The organism is Streptomyces sp. 840.1 (assembly GCF_003751445.1).
Lineage (GTDB): Bacteria > Actinomycetota > Actinomycetes > Streptomycetales > Streptomycetaceae > Streptomyces.
Genome location: NZ_RJUU01000001.1, coordinates 5,111,743 through 5,129,188, shown reverse-complemented (window position 1 = coordinate 5,129,188; position 17,446 = coordinate 5,111,743). Strand labels below are relative to the sequence as shown.

General features: G+C 69.8%; 14 protein-coding genes. 2 read left to right on the top strand and 12 right to left on the bottom strand.

What is annotated here, in order from left to right:
* Positions 1-107: 107 nt before the first annotated feature.
* The 3 genes from EDD93_RS23375 to EDD93_RS23365 all read right to left on the bottom strand — a co-directional run bounded on the left by EDD93_RS23375 (position 108) and on the right by EDD93_RS23365 (position 5,305).
* Positions 108-998 carry a DUF5655 domain-containing protein gene (locus EDD93_RS23375; protein ID WP_123527013.1) on the bottom strand — a complete coding sequence of 297 codons (891 nt, stop codon included), beginning with the start codon at positions 996-998 and terminating at the stop codon, positions 108-110.
* A 736-nt stretch (positions 999-1,734) separates the two neighbouring features.
* The gene (locus tag EDD93_RS23370; protein ID WP_123527012.1) at positions 1,735-3,108 is read right to left on the bottom strand and encodes a class I SAM-dependent RNA methyltransferase; all 1,374 of its coding nucleotides are present in this window, start codon (positions 3,106-3,108) and stop codon (positions 1,735-1,737) included.
* Between the two features lie 148 nt (positions 3,109-3,256).
* Positions 3,257-5,305, bottom strand: coding sequence for an APC family permease (locus tag EDD93_RS23365; RefSeq protein WP_123527011.1), 2,049 nt, complete (start codon positions 5,303-5,305; stop codon positions 3,257-3,259).
* A 340-nt stretch (positions 5,306-5,645) separates the two neighbouring features.
* On the opposite strand from EDD93_RS23365, the gene EDD93_RS23360 reads away from it, so the two are divergent.
* Together EDD93_RS23360 and EDD93_RS23355 are read left to right on the top strand one after the other, a co-directional pair.
* Positions 5,646-6,314: a TrkA family potassium uptake protein gene (locus EDD93_RS23360; RefSeq protein WP_024490560.1), complete on the top strand. Its 669-nt coding sequence runs from the start codon at positions 5,646-5,648 to the stop codon at positions 6,312-6,314.
* Entirely contained in the window at positions 6,314-6,991 is a 678-nt protein-coding gene (locus tag EDD93_RS23355; protein ID WP_123527010.1) for a TrkA family potassium uptake protein, read from the top strand. The genes EDD93_RS23360 and EDD93_RS23355 overlap by 1 nt, the downstream gene beginning before the upstream one ends.
* Positions 6,992-7,064: 73 nt before the next feature.
* Here the strand turns inward: EDD93_RS23355 and EDD93_RS23350 are convergent, their stop codons facing one another.
* The 9 genes from EDD93_RS23350 to kdpF all read right to left on the bottom strand — a co-directional run bounded on the left by EDD93_RS23350 (position 7,065) and on the right by kdpF (position 17,248).
* Complete coding sequence (locus EDD93_RS23350) at positions 7,065-7,844, bottom strand: DUF3159 domain-containing protein (RefSeq protein ID WP_123527009.1); 780 nt, start codon at positions 7,842-7,844, stop codon at positions 7,065-7,067.
* 3 nt (positions 7,845-7,847) lie between these two features.
* A complete protein-coding gene (locus EDD93_RS23345) occupies positions 7,848-8,264 on the bottom strand; it encodes an OB-fold nucleic acid binding domain-containing protein (protein WP_073737652.1) in 417 nt (138 codons plus the stop codon).
* Between the two features lie 86 nt (positions 8,265-8,350).
* The gene (locus EDD93_RS23340) at positions 8,351-9,043 is read right to left on the bottom strand and encodes a response regulator (protein WP_123527934.1); all 693 of its coding nucleotides are present in this window, start codon (positions 9,041-9,043) and stop codon (positions 8,351-8,353) included.
* Positions 9,044-9,105: 62 nt separating this feature from the next.
* Positions 9,106-11,649: an ATP-binding protein gene (locus EDD93_RS23335; protein WP_123527008.1), complete on the bottom strand. Its 2,544-nt coding sequence runs from the start codon at positions 11,647-11,649 to the stop codon at positions 9,106-9,108.
* Between the two features lie 181 nt (positions 11,650-11,830).
* The gene (locus EDD93_RS23330; protein ID WP_123527007.1) at positions 11,831-12,568 is read right to left on the bottom strand and encodes an ABC transporter ATP-binding protein; all 738 of its coding nucleotides are present in this window, start codon (positions 12,566-12,568) and stop codon (positions 11,831-11,833) included.
* A 111-nt stretch (positions 12,569-12,679) separates the two neighbouring features.
* The gene (locus EDD93_RS23325) at positions 12,680-13,357 is read right to left on the bottom strand and encodes a potassium-transporting ATPase subunit C (protein WP_123527006.1); all 678 of its coding nucleotides are present in this window, start codon (positions 13,355-13,357) and stop codon (positions 12,680-12,682) included.
* Positions 13,358-13,363: 6 nt separating this feature from the next.
* A complete protein-coding gene (gene kdpB, locus EDD93_RS23320; RefSeq protein WP_123527933.1) occupies positions 13,364-15,460 on the bottom strand; it encodes a potassium-transporting ATPase subunit KdpB in 2,097 nt (698 codons plus the stop codon).
* A gap of 26 nt (positions 15,461-15,486) precedes the next feature.
* Positions 15,487-17,151 carry a potassium-transporting ATPase subunit KdpA gene (gene kdpA / locus EDD93_RS23315; RefSeq protein WP_123527005.1) on the bottom strand — a complete coding sequence of 555 codons (1,665 nt, stop codon included), beginning with the start codon at positions 17,149-17,151 and terminating at the stop codon, positions 15,487-15,489.
* Positions 17,152-17,158: 7 nt separating this feature from the next.
* Positions 17,159-17,248 carry a K(+)-transporting ATPase subunit F gene (gene kdpF / locus EDD93_RS23310; protein WP_037777601.1) on the bottom strand — a complete coding sequence of 30 codons (90 nt, stop codon included), beginning with the start codon at positions 17,246-17,248 and terminating at the stop codon, positions 17,159-17,161.
* Between the last annotated feature and the right edge of the window lie 198 nt (positions 17,249-17,446).

The following is a 17,446-nucleotide window of genomic DNA, read 5'->3' as shown; positions in this document are numbered from 1 at the left end:
CGAATACTTGTAGCTCCACCGCCACTCCTGACCGCCCGACGAAAGGCAGCACAGCGACGATCCATGACGTCACCGCCACACGGCACGCAATACCCGGTCCTGGCCCGTTAAGCCGAGGCGTAGCTCAGCCGGAACAGGTCCTGGGCGCGCTCCAGGTCCCGCTCGGTGCGCAGCTGGACCTCCAGGTCGCCCGTGCCATGGTGGCCGAGCCCGGTCACGTCCCGGGTAAACCCGGAGGCCAGATCCACAGCCGTCGGATCAGCCTTCAGGTAGACCAGCACCTTGGTCTGCTGGGGCGGGATGAGGCAGGCGAAATTCCGCAGCCGCTGATAGGCGCGGTACTGCTTGCGCTGCACCCGAGTGACGCCACTGCCGAGGCCGACGAGGACCTCGTCGACCGCCTCCGCCAGATCGGCCATCGCAGCGCCCTGCTGCCGAACCGGCGGCGTGCCGGGCGCCCTGCGGCGTACCCGCTTGGCCTCAGTCGAGCGCCCCGTGACCGAGGCCACGGTCTCAAGGCCGAAGTGGTCACTGCCGAAGTACCGGTAGCGGACCAGGTCGATCGAGCGCCGGTGCTCGCGTACGGCGTGCGCGTCGTAGCGGGTGAAGTCGCCGGCCACGCAGATAAGCCGCGGTGCGCTCCACAGGATCTGGGACGCGGCCGCCACTCCGAGCCGGTCGCGCACCAAACTCCGGAAAGCGTCCTTGTGGCTCATCAGCCAGGCCATATAGAAGAGGCCCTGGTTGATGACACCGGCGTCCGTGCCACGCTTGTACTCCACGATCACGGGCGCACCGTTCTCGTCGAGCCCGAGCGAATCGATACGCCCGCCGTCGACGCAGTCGATCACGTACTCGCTCGCAAGGAACGTGACGCCCAGCATCGCCTCCATGTGCGCCTCGACGAGGTCCTGCACATCCGCCTCGACGTCAGCAAGACGCGGCGTGACCTCAGTCACGCCGCTTTTCGTCGTGTGAAAAAGTTTCAGTCCCGACACCTTCGCAACGCCCCCTCGGCTAGGAGGTCCATAACGTCGGGCGGGTGCAGATCTATTTCCGCACGAGGCCGCGAAGCCGTGAAGCCGTGAAGCCGTGAAGAAAGCGTGTGGATGAACCCTCTCCTGACTCACCCGCCACACTGGGCAGCGCACTGCCCGAAACCCAGCACGGGCATTCCCATCCCATCCCAGCACGATCCCAGCACGGCAGGGATGATCAGGGGTGATGACAGGTGACGAGGGGTCAGCTATCCCAGCACCATCCCAGCACGGGAAAGAACAAAGGGCCCGACCCCCAAGAGTCGGACCCTATTTGACCTGCATGTTTGCCAGATCGGCAAAGTGGTGATATGTCAGCCGCTAGTTATTGAAGCGGAATTCCACCACGCCGACTGCCGCGGCCTCCGCCACTGGAAGGCCGGCGAATCCCACGCACGCACCTGCGCTGGCCTGGAACGCGAGGCAGGGGAGGGAAGCTGCGAGAGCGCTGGTCCACGCGGATGTTCACGCCGGGCCTCGGCCGCCGGAGCGACAGCGCGTCCCACCCCCACTGTCCCGGAGATGGCAGCGCCGAAGCCTCCCCCGCGAAATCCTGACGGCAAGTCAACTGCACGAACAGCCACCTGACTACCCATCAGAACGTGCGTCAAACGTGCGTCACGTGCGTCGAATATGCGTCAAGATATCGCCCGTAACGCCCACAGCGCACATAATGCACACTCGGCGAAACCGCAGGTCAGACACCCTTTGCGGCAGGCTCAAGGATCGCGACGCACTCGACATGATGGGTCATCGGGAACAGGTCGAACGCCCGCAGCGTCCGCACCTTGTAGCCGCCCTCCGCGAAGTACGCCAGGTCCCGTGCCAGGGCCGCCGGGTCGCAGGCCACGTACGCGATGCGGCGGGCGCCGAGGGCGGCGAGGCGCTTGACCGTCTGCTTGCCGGCGCCCGCGCGGGGCGGGTCGAGGACGATCAGGTCGGCCTCGGTGATGCCGGTGCGGGGCAGGATCTGGTCGACCTTGCCGTGCTCGATGCGGACCCGCTCCAGGTCCTTGAGGTTGTGGCGGGCGTCCTCCACCGCGCGCTTGCCGGACTCGATGCCGAGGACCGCGCCCTTGTCGCCGAGGCGTTCCGCGAGGGAGCCGGCGAAGAGGCCGACGCCGCAGTACAGGTCGAGGGCCATTTCGCCCTTGCGCGGCATCAGGCCCTGCATGACGGCCTTGACCAGGGTGTACGCGGCCTGCGGGTGGACCTGCCAGAAGCCGCCGGAACCGACGCGGTAGGTGCGCTCGTCGGCGCGTTCGCGGACGAAGCCCCGGCCGTGGACGCGGTGGACGCCGCCGTCGTGCTCGTCGACGCGCAGGACCGAGACGGGCTTGTCGAGCTCGACCAGGGGCAGCCGGCCGCCGGTGCGGGGGGTGAGGATGACCTGGCGGTCGTTGGAGCCGGTGGCGGCGATGGCCTCCACCGTGGCCATCTGGGGCCAGTCCTGCTTCTCGATGCCCAGTTCGGTGACGCCGGGGGCGGCGATCAGGCACTGGTCGATGATCTCGATCTCGTGCGAGCGGTGCTTGCGCAGGCCGACCCGGCCGTCCTCGTCGATCGCGTACTGGACGCGGGTGCGCCAAGCCGGGACCTCGCCCGGCGGGAGCTTGTCGCCCTCGGCCGGCATAACGGTGCCGTCCCAGCCGGCCTCCTCCGGGGTGAGGCCCGCCAGGTGCTGGAGCTGCTCGGCGATCACCTCGCCCTTGAGCCGCCGCTGGGCGCCGGGCTTGGCGTGCTGCCAGTCGCAGCCGCCGCACTTGCCGGGGCCGGCGAACGGGCAGGGGGCCTTCACCCGGTCCTTGGACGCCTCGATGATCCGCACCGCGTCGGCGCGCAGGAAGCGGGCGCCGACCGTGCCGTCGGTGACCCTGGCGACGACCGTCTCGCCCGGGAGCGTGTGGCGGACGAACAGGACCTGGCCCTCGGCGGTCCGGGCGATGCAGTGGCCGCCGTGTGCGACCGGGCCGACCTCGACCTCGTACTCCTGCCCCACCAGAGACTCTTCCGCCTGCGCCTGTGCGGCCTGCGTCTCCCCGGTCTGCGGCGAAGTGGATTCGTTCTGCATGAGGGGAGGGCTCCAGAGATCAAGGGGTAAAGGCGAACGGCGAACGGCCGGACAACAACCTACGAGTCTACGTGGGTGTCGTACGGCCGCTTACCAGGGCGGGACGGGACAGGAGAGGAAAGGAGCGAACCGCGACAGCCGATGCCGGTCAGCTCTTGTGCGAGTGCTCCTTGGACCTGCGTTCCACCGGGCCACGGCGCACCGAGCCAGGGGCCGTCCAGTCCGCGCGCCTGCGGGCGCGCTTCTTGGCCGCTTCGGAGGACTCCAGCTGGTACGGGACGGAGGTGACCATCACACCCGGGGTGAAGAGCAGCCTGCCCTTGAGCCGCAGGGCGCTCTGGTTGTGCAGCAGGTGCTCGTACCAGTGGCCGACGACGTACTCGGGGATGTACACGCTCACGACGTCGCGCGGGCTCTCCCTGCGCAGGCCCTTGACGTACTCGATCACCGGGCGGGTCACTTCGCGGTACGGCGAGTCGAGGATCTTCAGGGGCACGTTGATGCCGCGCCGCTCCCAGTCCTCCCTGAGGACCTTCGTCTCGGCGGGGTCGACGCTGATGGAGAGCGCCTCCAGGTGGTCCGAGCGGATCAGCTTGGCGTAGGCGAGCGCGCGCAGGGTCGGGCGGTGGAGCTTGGAGACCAGGACGATCGAGTGGACCCGGGAGGGCCGGATGCTCTCGTCGGACGGGGTCTCGTCGGCGGCGATCTCCGCGGCGACCCGGTCGTAGTGCTTACGGATGGCGGTCATCGTGCCGTAGAAGATCACCATGCCGAGCAGCGCGACCCAGGCGCCGTGGGTGAACTTGGTGGCGAGGACGACGACGAGCACCAGGCCGGTGAAGAAGGCGCCGAAGGTGTTGATCGCGCGGGAGCGGATCATGTGGCGGCGCTTGAGCGGGTCCTTCTCGGCCCGCAGGTGACGGTTCCAGTGCCGCACCATGCCGGTCTGGCTGAGGGTGAAGGAGACGAACACGCCGACGATGTAGAGCTGGATCAGCCGGGTCGAGTCGGCGCCGTAGATGACGACCAGCAGGATGGCGGCGCCGGCCAGCAGCACGATGCCGTTGGAGAAGGCGAGCCGGTCGCCCCGGGTGTGCAGCTGGCGGGGCAGGTAGCTGTCCTGGGCCAGGATCGAGCCGAGCAGCGGGAAGCCGTTGTACGCGGTGTTCGCGGCCAGGAAGAGCACGAGTGCGGTGGCGGCGGCGAGGATGACGAAGAAGAACGTTCCGTCGCCGAACACGGCGGCCGCGACCTGGGAGATCACCGGGTCCTGGACGAAGCCCGAACCGACCGGGGAACCGTTGTTGATCAGGTCCTTCGCCGGGTTCTCGGCCATCTTCACGTCGGTGGCCATGGCCAGGCCGATGATGCCGCAGAACATGGTGACGGCCAGCAGGCCCATCGCCGCGAGGGTGGTTGCGGCGTTCTTGCTCTTGGGCTTGCGGAACGCGGGGACGCCGTTGCTGATCGCCTCGACGCCGGTGAGGGCGGCGCAGCCGGAGGAGAATGCCCGCAGCAGCAGGAAGACGAGGGCGAAGCCGGCCAGCCCTTGGTGCTCGGCCTTGATCGTGTAGCCGGAGGTCGGAGCGTGCATGGTGTCGCCGAGGACGAGTCCGCGGAAGGCACCCCAGATGATCATGATGAAGACGCCGGCCACGAAGAGGTACGTCGGGATCGCGAAGAGCTTCCCGGACTCCTTCACTCCGCGCAGGTTCATCAGCGTGAGCAGCACGATGGCCGCGACGGCACAGGCGGTCTTGTGCTCGACGACGAACGGGATCGCGGAGCCGAGGTTCTCCACCCCGGAGGCGATCGACACGGCGACGGTGAGGACGTAGTCGACCAGCAGGGCGCTGGCCACGGTCAGTCCGGCCTTCGGGCCGAGGTTCGTGGTCGCGACCTCGTAGTCGCCGCCGCCGCTCGGGTACGCGTGCACGTTCTGCCGGTACGAGGCGACGACGGTGAACATCAGGACCACGACGGCGACCGCGATCCACGGGCTGAAGTGGTACGCCGACACGCCTGCGATGGACAGCACCAGGAGGACTTCTCCGGGCGCGTAGGCCACCGAGGACAGCGGATCGGATGCGAAGACGGGCAGGGCGATGCGTTTGGGGAGGAGTGTCTCCCCCAGCTTGTCGCTGCGCAGGGCCCGTCCGATCAGGATCCGTTTGGGCACGTCGGTCAGTTTGGACACGCTGTGGATCGTAAGGGTTCCGTATGGGGCCCGCCCACGCACCACCCCCGTATCACTTGAATCTCCTGCACTCGGACGGAAAAGCCACGAAATCCTTAACGCAATCCTTGCGCCGTGACCCTCGAAAACACACCGGAACAGTCCGCGAGCCGCCCCTTTGCCATCGCGGGCCCGGGGAAAGGACACTCGAATGAGGCAACCGACCCGGCGCCGCATAAGCTCATCCTGGGCAACGGGACGAACCGTTGCCCCATTGTTTGCCCGGCCAGCCGAGGAAAGAGTGTGAGCAGGGTGTTTTCGCAGGTCAGCCGGACGACCAGGAGTGCGAGGTAGGCGCAAGGTGCACATCGTCATCATGGGCTGCGGGCGAGTCGGAGCCGCTCTCGCGCAGACCCTGGAGCAGCAGGGGCACACGGTCGCCGTCATCGACCAGGACCCCACCGCATTCCGGCGCCTCGGCTCCGGTTTCGGCGGCCGCCGTGTCAGCGGGGTCGGTTTCGACCAGGACACCCTCCGCGAGGCGGGGATCGAGGAGGCCGGTGCGTTCGCGGCGGTGAGCAGCGGCGACAACTCGAACATCATCGCGGCCCGGGTGGCGCGCGAGATGTTCGGCATCGAGAACGTCGCGGCCAGGATCTACGACCCCCGGCGCGCCGAGGTGTACCAGCGTCTCGGTATTCCCACGGTCGCCACCGTGCGCTGGACCGCGGACCAGATGCTGCGCCGGCTGCTGCCCTCGGGTGCCGAGCCGCTGTGGCGGGACCCGAGTGGCGGTGTGCAGCTCGCGGAGGTGCACACCACCCCGTCCTGGATCGGCCACAAGATCAGCACACTGCAGGAGGAGACGGGCGTCCGCGTGGCGTTCCTCACCCGGTTGGGCGAAGCCATACTGCCGTCGTCGCAGACGGTGCTGCAGGAGGGTGATCTGGTCCACGTGATGATGCGGACGGACGAGATCGCGAAGGTCGAGGCGGCCTTCGCCGAGGGCCCTGAGGAGGGCGGTCACTGATGCGTGTCGCGATTGCCGGGGCCGGTGCGGTGGGCCGTTCCATCGCGGCCGAGCTGCTGGAGAACGGCCACGAGGTGCTCCTCGTCGACAAGGCGCCGACCGCCATCTCGGTGGAGCGGGTGCCGATGGCCGAGTGGCTGCTGGCGGACGCCTGCGAGATCACCTCGCTGGACGAGGCGGCGCTGCAGCGCTGCAACGTCGTGATCGCCGCGACCGGCGACGACAAGGTGAACCTGGTCGTCTCGCTGCTCGCCAAGACGGAGTACGGCGTGCCGCGGGTCGTCGCCCGGGTGAACAACCCGAAGAACGAGTGGCTGTTCAACGAGTCCTGGGGCGTCGATGTGGCGGTCTCGACCCCTCGGCTGATGTCGGCCCTGGTCGAGGAGGCGGTGAGCGTCGGTGATCTGGTCCGGCTGCTGCGCTTCAGCCACGGTGACGCCAACCTGGTCGAGCTGACGCTGCCCCCGGAGTCGGCGCTGGCCGGCACCCAGGTCGGGGAGGTGGCCTGGCCCGAGGACACCTCGCTGGTGACGATCATCCGCGGGCAGCGGGTGCTGACGCCGAGCGCGGAGGAGGCCCTGGAGGCCGGTGACGAGCTGTTGTTCGTGGCGGCCCAGGCGCGCGAGGAGCAGCTGGAGGACCTGCTGTCGGTGCGCCGGGGGGACCCGGAGAGCTGACACGCGTACACACGGGAAAGGGGCCCGGTAGCGCCATCAGCGCTACCGGGCCCCTTCACGTGGTACGCGGGCCTCAGTACTCCTGGCCGCGGGCGGTCTCGGCGGCGGCTGCCGCGCGGGTCTGCTCGGCCTTGCGGTCCTTCTCGGCCTGTTCCTCGGCCTCCATCTCGGCGAAGACGTCGATGGGCGGCGGCGCCTTGGCCAGGAAGACCCAGGTGAGGTAGACGGCCAGCAGGAACGGCGGGATCTTCAGCGCCACCAGGACCCAGCCGAACTGGGTGGTGTCGCCCCACCAGTACAGCGGGAAGAGGATCGCGCACTTGGCGAGCAGGATCAGTCCCCAGGCGTAGCTGGCCTTGGCGTAGGCCTTCTTGCGGCCGGGGTTCCTGGTGCGCCAGGAGAGGTTCTCCTTGAAGACCGGGCCCAGGATCAGGCCGATCAGCGGCAGTCCCGCCACCGTGGTGACCAGGTAGGCGAGGGCCAGCCCGAGCGTGTAGATCATGCCCGGGAGGTAGAAGTCCTTGGCGTTGCCGGTCATCTTCGCGAAGACGACACCGAAGGCCACACCGAAGACGCCGCTGAAGGCGTGCTTGACGGTGTCCCGGCGGATCAGCCGGACGGCCACGAGCACCAGCGACACCGCCACGGCCGCGATGGCCGAGTACGTGAGGTTCTTGTCGATGGTGAAGATCGTGACGAAGAGCAGTCCCGGCAGGACTGTCTCCACCATGCCCCGGATGCCACCGAAGGCCTCGAAGAGCGCGGCCTCGGTGACCGCCTTCGCGTCGGCCTCCTGCTGGTCGGTGCGGGTGGTGGGGTCCGTGTCGGACGTCGGCTTGTCAAGAGACGTCACCGGCTACTCCTTGCCGAGCGGTCGGAGTTCGTATTTGGGGTTGAACAGCACCCGGCGCCCGTGGCTCATGGAGATCCGGCCCGAGGCGATGAGCTTGCGGCCCGGCTCGATGCCCACGATCGAGCGGCGGCCGAGCCAGACCACGTCCAGCGGAGCGGTGCCGTCGAAGAGCTCCGCCTCCAGGGCGGGCACTCCGGCGCGCGGTCGCAGGGTGACCGTCCGCAAGGTACCAGTGACCTTCACGATCTGGCGGTCGCTGCACTCGGAGATCCGGGTGCATCCCGAGGCGTGCGAGTCCTCCGCCAGCTCCTCGCACTCCAGGTCCTCCTGGGAGCTGGAGAGCCGGTCGAGCATCCGGCGGAAGCGCCCGGACGGCCGCTCGGCCTTCCCGGCCTTCTCGAATCGAGGAACAGCACTCATAACCGAAGGGTACCGGTCCCCGGGGGCGGTGGCGGGTGGCCACCGTCTCACTCGAACGGGTTACGGGGAGAGGCGGCCGGCTGACGTCAGGCGCGCTCGAAGCGGTAGCCCATGCCCGGTTCGGTGACGAAGTGCCGGGGGTGCGAGGGATCGGCCTCCAGCTTGCGCCGCAGCTGCGCCATGTAGACCCGCAGATAGTTGGTCTCAGTGCCGTACGACGGCCCCCAGACCTCCTGGAGCAGCTGCTTCTGGCTGACCAGCCGGCCGCTGTTGCGGACCAGTACCTCCAGCAGATGCCACTCGGTGGGGGTGAGCCGTACGTCCCGGCCCTCGCGCTGGACCTTCTTGGCGGCCAGGTCGACGGTGAAGCCCGTGGTCTCGACGATCACGGCCTGGTCGCCCCCGTCCTGCCCGACGGGCTCGGCGCGTCGCACCGAGGCGCGCAGCCGGGCCAGCAGCTCGTCCATGCCGAACGGCTTGGTGACGTAGTCGTCGGCCCCCGCGTCCAGCGCCTCGACCTTCTCGTCGGAGGTGTGCCGGGCGGAGAGCACCAGGATCGGCACCCGGGTCCAGCCGCGCAGCCCCCTGATCACCTCGACGCCGTCCATGTCGGGCAGCCCGAGGTCCAGCACGACGACGTCGGGGTGGCGGGCGGCGGCGAGCTGGAGGGCGGTCGCCCCGTCGGGCGCGGCGTCCACCTCGTACTTGCGCGCCTTCAGGTTGATCACGAGGGCGCGTACGATCTGCGGCTCGTCGTCGACCACAAGCACCCGGGTCATCTCGGTCCTGCCTCTCTGCTGTACGTCGGGGCCGCGGAGCTCTCCGTGGAGTTCGCCGCGGATCATGAGGTGACCCGCGCGGGCAGGTCGGGGGCGACCGGGACGTGTCCCGGTGCCGCCCTCAGGGTCAGGACCATGGTGAGGCCGCCGCCGGGGGTGTCCTCGGCGTCCAGCGTGCCCCCCATGGATTCCACGAAGCCCCGGGCCACGGCGAGGCCGAGGCCGACGCCGGCGCCGCGCGGGGCGTCGCCGTAGCGCTGGAAGGGTTCGAAGATGCGTTCCTTGCCGTCGTCGGGGACGCCTCGGCCCCGGTCGGCCACCCGCAGCTCGACGCGGGCGCCGAGCGCGCTGGCGGCCACCGTGACGCGGTCGCCGTCGGGGCTGTACTTGACGGCGTTCTCGACGATGTTGGCGACGGCCCGCTCCAGCAGCCCGGGGTCGACGGCGACCATCGGCAGGGTCTCGGGGATGTCCAGGTCGACGCTGTCCTCGGGCACCCCGCCCAGGGCCATGGGCACGACCTCGTCGAGGTCGATCTCGCGGATGAGCGGGGTGACGGTGCCGGTCTGCAGGCGCGACATGTCCAGGAGGTTGCCCACCAGGTGGTCGAGGCGGTCGGCGCCGTTCTCGATGCCTTCCAGGAGTTCGGCCTCGTCGTCCTCGGACCAGGCGACGTCGTCGGAGCGCAGGGAGCTGACGGCGGCCTTGATCGCGGCGAGCGGGGTCCGCAGGTCGTGGCTGACGGCGGCCAGCAGCGCGGTCCTGATCCGGTTGCCCTCCGCGAGCCTGCGGGCCTCCTCGGCCTCGCCGACGAGGCGCTGGCGGTCCAGTACGACGGCGGCCTGGGCGGCGAAGGCGCCGAGCACCCGGCGGTCCTCGGCGGGCAGCACCCGGCCGGAGAGCGCGAGGGCCATGTGGTCGCCGACGGGCATGTCCACATCGGCCTCCTCGGGCCGGGCGACGGGCCCCGGCCCGACGCTCCCGGCGCACGTCCACGGGTCGACGTCGCTCTGCCGCTCGAGCAGCGCGACGGACTCCATGCCGAAGGTCTCGCGGACCCGGTCGAGCAGCGCGGCCAGGGTGGTCTCGCCGCGCAGCACGCTGCCGGCCAGGAAGGACAGGATCTCTGACTCGGCGCGCAGTCTCGCGGCCTGGTGGGTGCGGCGGGCCGCCAGGTCGACGACGGAGGCCACCGCGACGGCCACCGCGAAGAAGATCACGATGGCGACGAAGTTCTCGGGGTCCTGGACGGTCAGGGTGTGGGTGGGCGGGGTGAACCAGTAGTTCAGCAGCAGCGAGCCCGCGGCGGCCGACGCGAGGGCCGGCAGCAGCCCGCCGAGCAGGGCCGCGGCGACGGTCATGAAGAGGAAGAGCAGGACGTCGTTGGCGAGCCCCGGGCCGTTCTCCAGGCCCTTGAGGAGCAGCGCGAGGAGGACCGGGCCGCCCACGCCGACGATCCAGCCCCAGATGATGCGGGCCCGGCCGAGCCGGGCGCCGCGGGCGATGGGCAGGCCGCGGCCCTTGGCGACCTCGTCGTGGGTGACGATGTGGACGTCGAGGTCGGTGCCGGACTCGCGGGCGACGGTGGCGCCTACGCCGGGCCCGTAGATGTACTGCCAGGCCTTGCGGCGGCTGGAGCCGAGGACGATCTGGGTGGCGTTGACGCCCCGGGCGAATTCGAGGAGGGCCGAGGGTATGTCGTCGCCGATGACGTGGTGGAAGGTGCCGCCGAGGTCCTCGACGAGCGTGCGCTGGACGGTCAGCTCCTTGGGCGAGGCCGAGGTCAGTCCGTCGCTGCGGGCGATGTAGACGGCGAGGATCTCGCTGCCGGAGCCCTTGGCCGCCATGCGGGAGGCGCGGCGGATGAGGGTGCGTCCCTCGGGGCCGCCGGTGAGTCCGACGACTATGCGTTCGCGGGCCTGCCAGGTGGTGCGGATGTTGTGCTCGCCCCGGTACTGCTGGAGGTATTCGTCGACCCGGTCGGCCACCCAGAGGAGGGCCAGCTCGCGCAGGGCGGTGAGGTTGCCGGGGCGGAAGTAGTTGGAGAGCGAGGCGTCGATCCGGTCGGGCTTGTAGATGTTGCCGTGGGCCATCCGCCTGCGCAGCGCCTGGGGCGACATGTCGACGAGTTCGAGCTGGTCGGCGCGGCGGACCACCTCGTCGGGCACGGTCTCGCGCTGGCGTACGCCGGTTATCGACTCGACGACGTCACCGAGTGACTCCAGGTGCTGGATGTTGACGGTGGAGACCACGTCGATGCCGGCCTGGAGGAGTTCCTCGACGTCCTGCCAGCGCTTGGCGTTGCGGGAGCCGGGCACATTGGTGTGCGCCAGTTCGTCCACCAGGGCGACGGCGGGGGCCCGTTCCAGGACCGCGTCGACGTCCATCTCGGTGAAGACCGCGGAGCGGTACTCGATCTCGCGGCGGCGCGTCTGTTCCAGGCCGTGCAGCATGACCTCGGTGCGCGGGCGGTCGTGGTGCTCGACGAAGCCGACGACGCAGTCGGTGCCCCGCTCCACCCGGCGGTGCGCCTCGGAGAGCATGGCGTACGTCTTGCCGACGCCCGGTGCCGCACCGAGGTAGATCCGAAGTTTGCCGCGCGCCATGGCCCCATTGTCTTCCCGAAACCCGGCTGCGGCCGATGCGGCAGCCTCTGTCGAAGCTACCTCGTGAATTTCCGGCATATCGGGCGGGGGGTGCTGGAGCGGACCGTATTGACGTAATTCTGATGCCGCTCCCCCGCCCGCCCGGGGCGTGGTCCGCCGCCCCGGCAGGGCCGGGCCCGGGTCAGGGGTGCTCGATGATGTGCCCGTCGCTGAGTTCCAGGACCCGGTCCGCGAGGCCGAGCAGCTGGGCGTCGTGGGTGGCGACGAGCGCGGTGACGCCCTCGCTGTGCACGACCGCGCGCAGCAGCTCCATCACCGCGAGGCCGGTCTCCGCGTCGAGCTGTCCGGTCGGCTCGTCCGCGATCAGCAGGGCGGGCTTGTTGGCGAGCGCGCGGGCGATCGCCACCCGCTGCTGCTGGCCGCCGGAGAGCTCGCCGGGGCGCTGGGCGGCGTGGTCGGCGAGGCCGACCAGGGAGAGCAGCAGCGACACCCGCTCCTCGCGCTCGCGCGGATCGGCCTTGCGCAGCCGCATGGGCACGCCGACGTTCTCCGCCGCCGTCAGGATGGGAATCAGGCCGAACGACTGGAAGATGAAGCCGATCCGGTCGCGGCGCAGTTCCAGCAGCCCGTTCTCGCCGAGGGAGGACAGGTCGGTGCCGTCCACGGTGATCCGGCCGCTGTCGGGGCTGTCGAGCCCGCCGACGAGGTTCAGCAGGGTGGTCTTGCCGGAGCCGGAGCGGCCCTTGAGCGCGACCAGCTCCCCGCGCGGCACCTCGAAGGACACCCCGCGCAGCGCGTGCACGGCCCCGGCGCCCGAGCCGTACGACCGGTGCAGGTCCTCGATCCGGACCATGGGACGCTCCGCGACGGTCGTGCCGCCCTTCGCGCCGGTGCCCGCCGCGTCGATGCTCTCGGTCATGTCGCTCCCCGTACGTACTCGGTCCTGTCGGCCGCCAGTATGTGCGGGAGGCCCTGGAACGGGCAATGCCCGGGTCCGGCCGCGGCGGCCGGACCCGGGCGTCGTGTGCGGTCAGTGCCCCGGGGCGGGGCTCACCAGCTGCTTCAGGGCGATGTTCAACCGGAGGACGTTGACCCTCGGCTCGCCCGCAAAGCCGAGGATCCGGCCGTCGGTGTGCCGGTCCACCAGTTTCGCCACCAGCCCCGGGTCCAGGTGGTTGCGCTCGGCGACCCGTCGCACCTGGAGCCGTGCGTACGCCGGGGAGATGTCCGGGTCGAGCCCGGAGCCGGACGAGGTGACGGCGTCGGCCGGCACCTGGGCGGGACGCACCGGGTGGCCGGGGACGGAGTTGTCCTTCACCACTGCGGCCTTGGCGGCGGTGACCCAGTCGATCAGCTCCTTGTTGTCGCCGGAGCGGTTGGTCGCGCCGGAGACGAGCAGCGAGTACCGCGTGTTGACGCTGTTGGTGCCGAGGCCGTTGGAGGGGCGCGGCTGGAACCATCTGAGGTCGGGGTCCGGGGTCTCCTGGCCCTTCTTCAGCGGCAGGTCGTAGCGCTGCCCGATGAGCTCGGAGCCGACGGTCCCGCCGTTCGCGGTGACTTCGGAGCCGTTGGCCCGGCCGGGCATGAGGCCTTGGGCGACCGCGGTGACGGCGAGCGGGTAGAGGACGCCGCAGACCAGGGTGAGGACGAGCAGGGCGCGCAGTCCGGCCCAGAGCGGCCGGGCGGAGTTCACTACGGAGTGGTTCATGGCAGGTCAGCCGATTCCGGGGATGAGGGAGATGATCAGGTCGATGATCTTGATGCCGATGAACGGGGCGACCAGGCCGCCGAGCCCGTAGATCCCGAGGTTGCGCCGGAGCATCGAGTCGGCGCCCGCCGGCCGGTAGCGCACGCCCTTCAGGGCGAGCGGCACCAACGCGACGATGATCAGCGCGTTGAAGATCACGGCGGACAGGATCGCGGACCGGGGCGAGGACAGATCCATGATGTTGAGCCGGTCCAGGCCCGGATAGACCACGGCGAACATGGCGGGGATGATCGCGAAGTACTTCGCGACGTCGTTGGCGATGGAGAAGGTCGTCAGCGCGCCCCGGGTGATCAGCAGCTGTTTGCCGATCTCGACGATCTCGATGAGCTTGGTCGGGTCGGAGTCCAGGTCCACCATGTTCCCGGCCTCCTTGGCGGCCGAGGTTCCGGTGTTCATGGCCACGCCGACGTCGGCCTGGGCGAGCGCGGGCGCGTCGTTCGTCCCGTCGCCGGTCATCGCGACGAGCTTGCCGCCGGCCTGCTCCCGCTTGATGAGGGCCATCTTGTCCTCGGGGGTCGCCTCGGCGAGGAAGTCGTCGACGCCCGCCTCCTCGGCGATGGCCTTCGCGGTCAGCGGGTTGTCACCGGTGATCATGACCGTGCGGATGCCCATCCGGCGCAGCTCGTCGAACCGCTCGCGCATCCCCTCCTTGACGACGTCCTTGAGGTGGATGACGCCCAGGACCCTGGCTCCGTCCCCGTCGTCGACCGCGACCGGCAGCGGCGTACCGCCCTCGCGGGAGATCCGGTCGGTGAGCGCGGTGACGTCCGGGTGGACCGTGCCGCCGCGCTCCCGGACCCAGGCGGTGACCGAGCCGGTGGCGCCCTTGCGGATCCGGCGGCCGTCGAGGTCGACGCCGGACATCCGGGTCTGGGCGGTGAAGCCCACCCAGTCCGCGGTGGCCAGCTGCCCCTGATGCCGCTCCCGGAGCCCGTACGCCTCCTTCGCCAGGACGACGACGGAGCGGCCCTCCGGTGTCTCGTCGGCCAGTGAGGAGAGCTGGGCGGCGTCCGCGAGCTCGGCCTGCGTCACGCCCGCGACCGGGAGGAACCCGGCGGCCTGCCGGTTGCCGAGGGTGATGGTGCCGGTCTTGTCGAGCAGCAGGGTCGAGACGTCGCCCGCCGCCTCGACGGCGCGTCCCGACATGGCGAGCACGTTGCGCTGCACCAGCCGGTCCATGCCGGCGATGCCGATCGCGGAGAGCAGCGCGCCGATGGTGGTCGGGATCAGGCAGACCAGCAGTGCGGCCAGCACGGTCATGGACTGCTCGCTGCCCGCGTAGACGGCGAACGGCTGGAGGGTGACCACGGCCAGCAGGAAGACGATGGTCAGCGAGGCGAGCAGGATGTTCAGCGCGATCTCGTTGGGCGTCTTCTGCCGGGCGGCGCCCTCGACGAGGGCGATCATCCGGTCGATGAACGTCTCGCCCGGCTTGGTGGTGATCTTGATGACGATGCGGTCGGAGAGCACCTTCGTACCGCCGGTCACGGCGCTGCGGTCGCCGCCGGACTCCCGGATGACGGGTGCGGATTCGCCGGTGATCGCGGATTCGTCGACGCTGGCCACGCCCTCGACGACGTCTCCGTCGCCCGGGACGATGTCGCCGGCCTCGCAGACCACCAGGTCGCCGACGCGCAGTTCGGTGCCCGCCGTCCGCTCCTCGTTCCGGCCGGTGAGCCGGCGGGCGACGGTGTCCGTCCTGGCCCGGCGCAGGGTGTCGGCCTGGGCCTTGCCGCGCCCCTCGGCGACCGCCTCCGCGAGGTTGGCGAAGACCGTGGTCAGCCAGAGCCAGACGGTGATCGCCCAGCCGAACCAGTCCCCCGGGTCCATGGCGGCCAGCACGGTGGTGAGCACGGAGCCGGTCAGCACCACGAACATCACCGGTGACTTGATCATCACCCGGGGACGCAGTTTGCGTATCGCGTCGGGGAACGCGGCGATCATCATGCCGGGGTCGAACAGACCGGCGCCGACGCGCCCTTCGGGGCCGTGACCGGACGGGGTGTCCCGGTGCGGTGCGCCGACCGGTGTGACGGTGGACATCTCGTCCTCCTGCTTCGTACGGAGGGTCATGACGCCAGCCCCTCGGCCAGTGGGCCCAGAGCCAGGGCCGGGAAGTAGGTCAGACCGGCGACGATCATGACGGTGGCGGCCAGCAGCCCGCTGAAGAGCGGCCGGTGGGTGCCGAGTGTGCCGACGGTCGCCGGTACGGGCCGCTGCTCGGCGAACGAGCCGGCCAGCGCGAGGACGAACACCATGGGCAGGAACCTGCCCAGCAGCATCGCCAGTCCGATGGTGGTGTTGAACCACGGGGTGTCCGCGGCCAGTCCGGCGAACGCGGAGCCGTTGTTGTTGGCGCCCGAGGTGTAGGCGTACAGGATCTCGGAGAAGCCGTGCGCGCCGGTGTTGGTCATCGAGCCGGCCGGGGTGGGCAGGGCCATGGCGACGGCGGTGAAGCCGAGCACCAGGGCCGGGGTGATCAGGATGTAGCAGGCGGCGAGTTTGATCTCGCGGGTGCCGATCTTCTTGCCGAGGTACTCGGGCGTGCGGCCGACCATGAGACCGGCGATGAACACGGCGATGACCGCCATGATCAGCATTCCGTAGAGGCCGGAGCCGGTGCCGCCGGGGGCGATCTCGCCGAGCTGCATGCCGAGCATCGTGATGCCGCCGCCGAAGCCGGTGAACGAGGAGTGGAAGGAGTTCACCGCACCGGTCGAGGTGAGGGTGGTCGCCACCGCGAAGAGGGACGAGCCGCCAACGCCGAAACGATTCTCCTTGCCCTCCATGGCGCCGCCCGCGATATCGAACGCAGGCCCGTGGTGGGCGAATTCGGTCCACATCATCAGCGCGGTGAAGCCGAGCCAGATGACGCCCATGGTGGCGAGGATCGCGTAGCCCTGCCTGAGCGAGCCGACCATCCGGCCGAACGTGCGGGTCAGCGCGAACGGGATGAGCAGGATCAGGAAGATCTCGAAGAGGTTGGAGAGCCCGTCGGGGTTCTCGAAGGGGTGGGCCGAGTTGGCGTTGAAGTACCCGCCGCCGTTGGTGCCCAGCTCCTTGATGACCTCCTGGGAGGCGACGGCGCCGCCGTTCCACTGCTGCGAACCGCCCATGAACTGCCCGACCTCGTGAATGCCGGAGAAGTTCTGGATCACCCCGCAGGCGACCAGCACGATCGCGCCGATCACCGAGATCGGCAGGAGGATGCGCACGGTGCCGCGCACCAGGTCGGTCCAGAAGTTGCCGAGTTCACCGGTACGGGTGGCGGCGAGGCCCCGTACGAGCGCCACCGCGACCGCGATGCCGACGGCGGCCGAGACGAAGTTCTGCACCGCGAGGCCGCCGGTCTGCACGACGTGGCCCATGGCCTGCTCGCCGGAGTACGACTGCCAGTTGGTGTTGGCGACGAACGACGCCGCCGTGTTGAACGCCTGGTCGGGGTCGATCGGGACGAAGCCGAGGGAGCCGGGCAGCGAGCCCTGGAGCCGCTGCAGCAGATACAGGAAGAGGACACTCACGGCGGAGAAGGCCAGGACGCCGCGGAGATAGGCGGGCCAGCGCATCTGCGTGTTCGGATCGGCACCGATGGCCTTGTAGATCCACTTCTCGGCCCGCAGATGCCGGGGCGAGGTGTAGACGCGGGCCATGTGGTCACCGAGCGGGCGGTACGCCAGACCCAGCGCCACGACGAGCGCGAGCAGCTGGAGCACGCCTGCGAGGACGGGGCTCATATCGGGCTCAGAACCTCTCCGGGTACAGGAGGGCGAGGACGAGATAGCCCAGCAGGGCGACGGCCACGACGAGGCCGACCACGTTTTCGGCGGTCACAGCTTCGTCACCCCCTTGGCGATGAATGCCACCAGCGCGAAGACAGCGATCGTGGTGACGACGAAGGCCAGATCGGCCATCGGGTGCTCCTGGATGAGGTGCGGATTTCTCGGACCTCATGAGCAAACCCGTCACAGACACCGCTTTGACCTGCGTTGATGCCTTCCATACGGAGATGGGCCGGCCCTTGACGGCGCC

Excerpts from the sequence above, each read along its gene's own strand:
- EDD93_RS23370 (WP_123527012.1), bottom strand. The coding sequence starts at position 3,108 with ATGCAGAACGAATCCACTTCGCCGCAGACCGGGGAGACGCAGGCCGCA.
- EDD93_RS23355 (WP_123527010.1), top strand. The coding sequence starts at position 6,314 with ATGCGTGTCGCGATTGCCGGGGCCGGTGCGGTGGGCCGTTCCATCGCG.
- EDD93_RS23345 (WP_073737652.1), bottom strand. The coding sequence starts at position 8,264 with ATGAGTGCTGTTCCTCGATTCGAGAAGGCCGGGAAGGCCGAGCGGCCG.
- EDD93_RS23340 (WP_123527934.1), bottom strand. The coding sequence starts at position 9,043 with ATGACCCGGGTGCTTGTGGTCGACGACGAGCCGCAGATCGTACGCGCC.
- EDD93_RS23335 (WP_123527008.1), bottom strand. The coding sequence starts at position 11,649 with ATGGCGCGCGGCAAACTTCGGATCTACCTCGGTGCGGCACCGGGCGTC.
- EDD93_RS23330 (WP_123527007.1), bottom strand. The coding sequence starts at position 12,568 with ATGACCGAGAGCATCGACGCGGCGGGCACCGGCGCGAAGGGCGGCACG.
- EDD93_RS23325 (WP_123527006.1), bottom strand. The coding sequence starts at position 13,357 with ATGAACCACTCCGTAGTGAACTCCGCCCGGCCGCTCTGGGCCGGACTG.
- kdpB (WP_123527933.1), bottom strand. The coding sequence starts at position 15,460 with ATGTCCACCGTCACACCGGTCGGCGCACCGCACCGGGACACCCCGTCC.
- kdpA (WP_123527005.1), bottom strand. The coding sequence starts at position 17,151 with ATGAGCCCCGTCCTCGCAGGCGTGCTCCAGCTGCTCGCGCTCGTCGTG.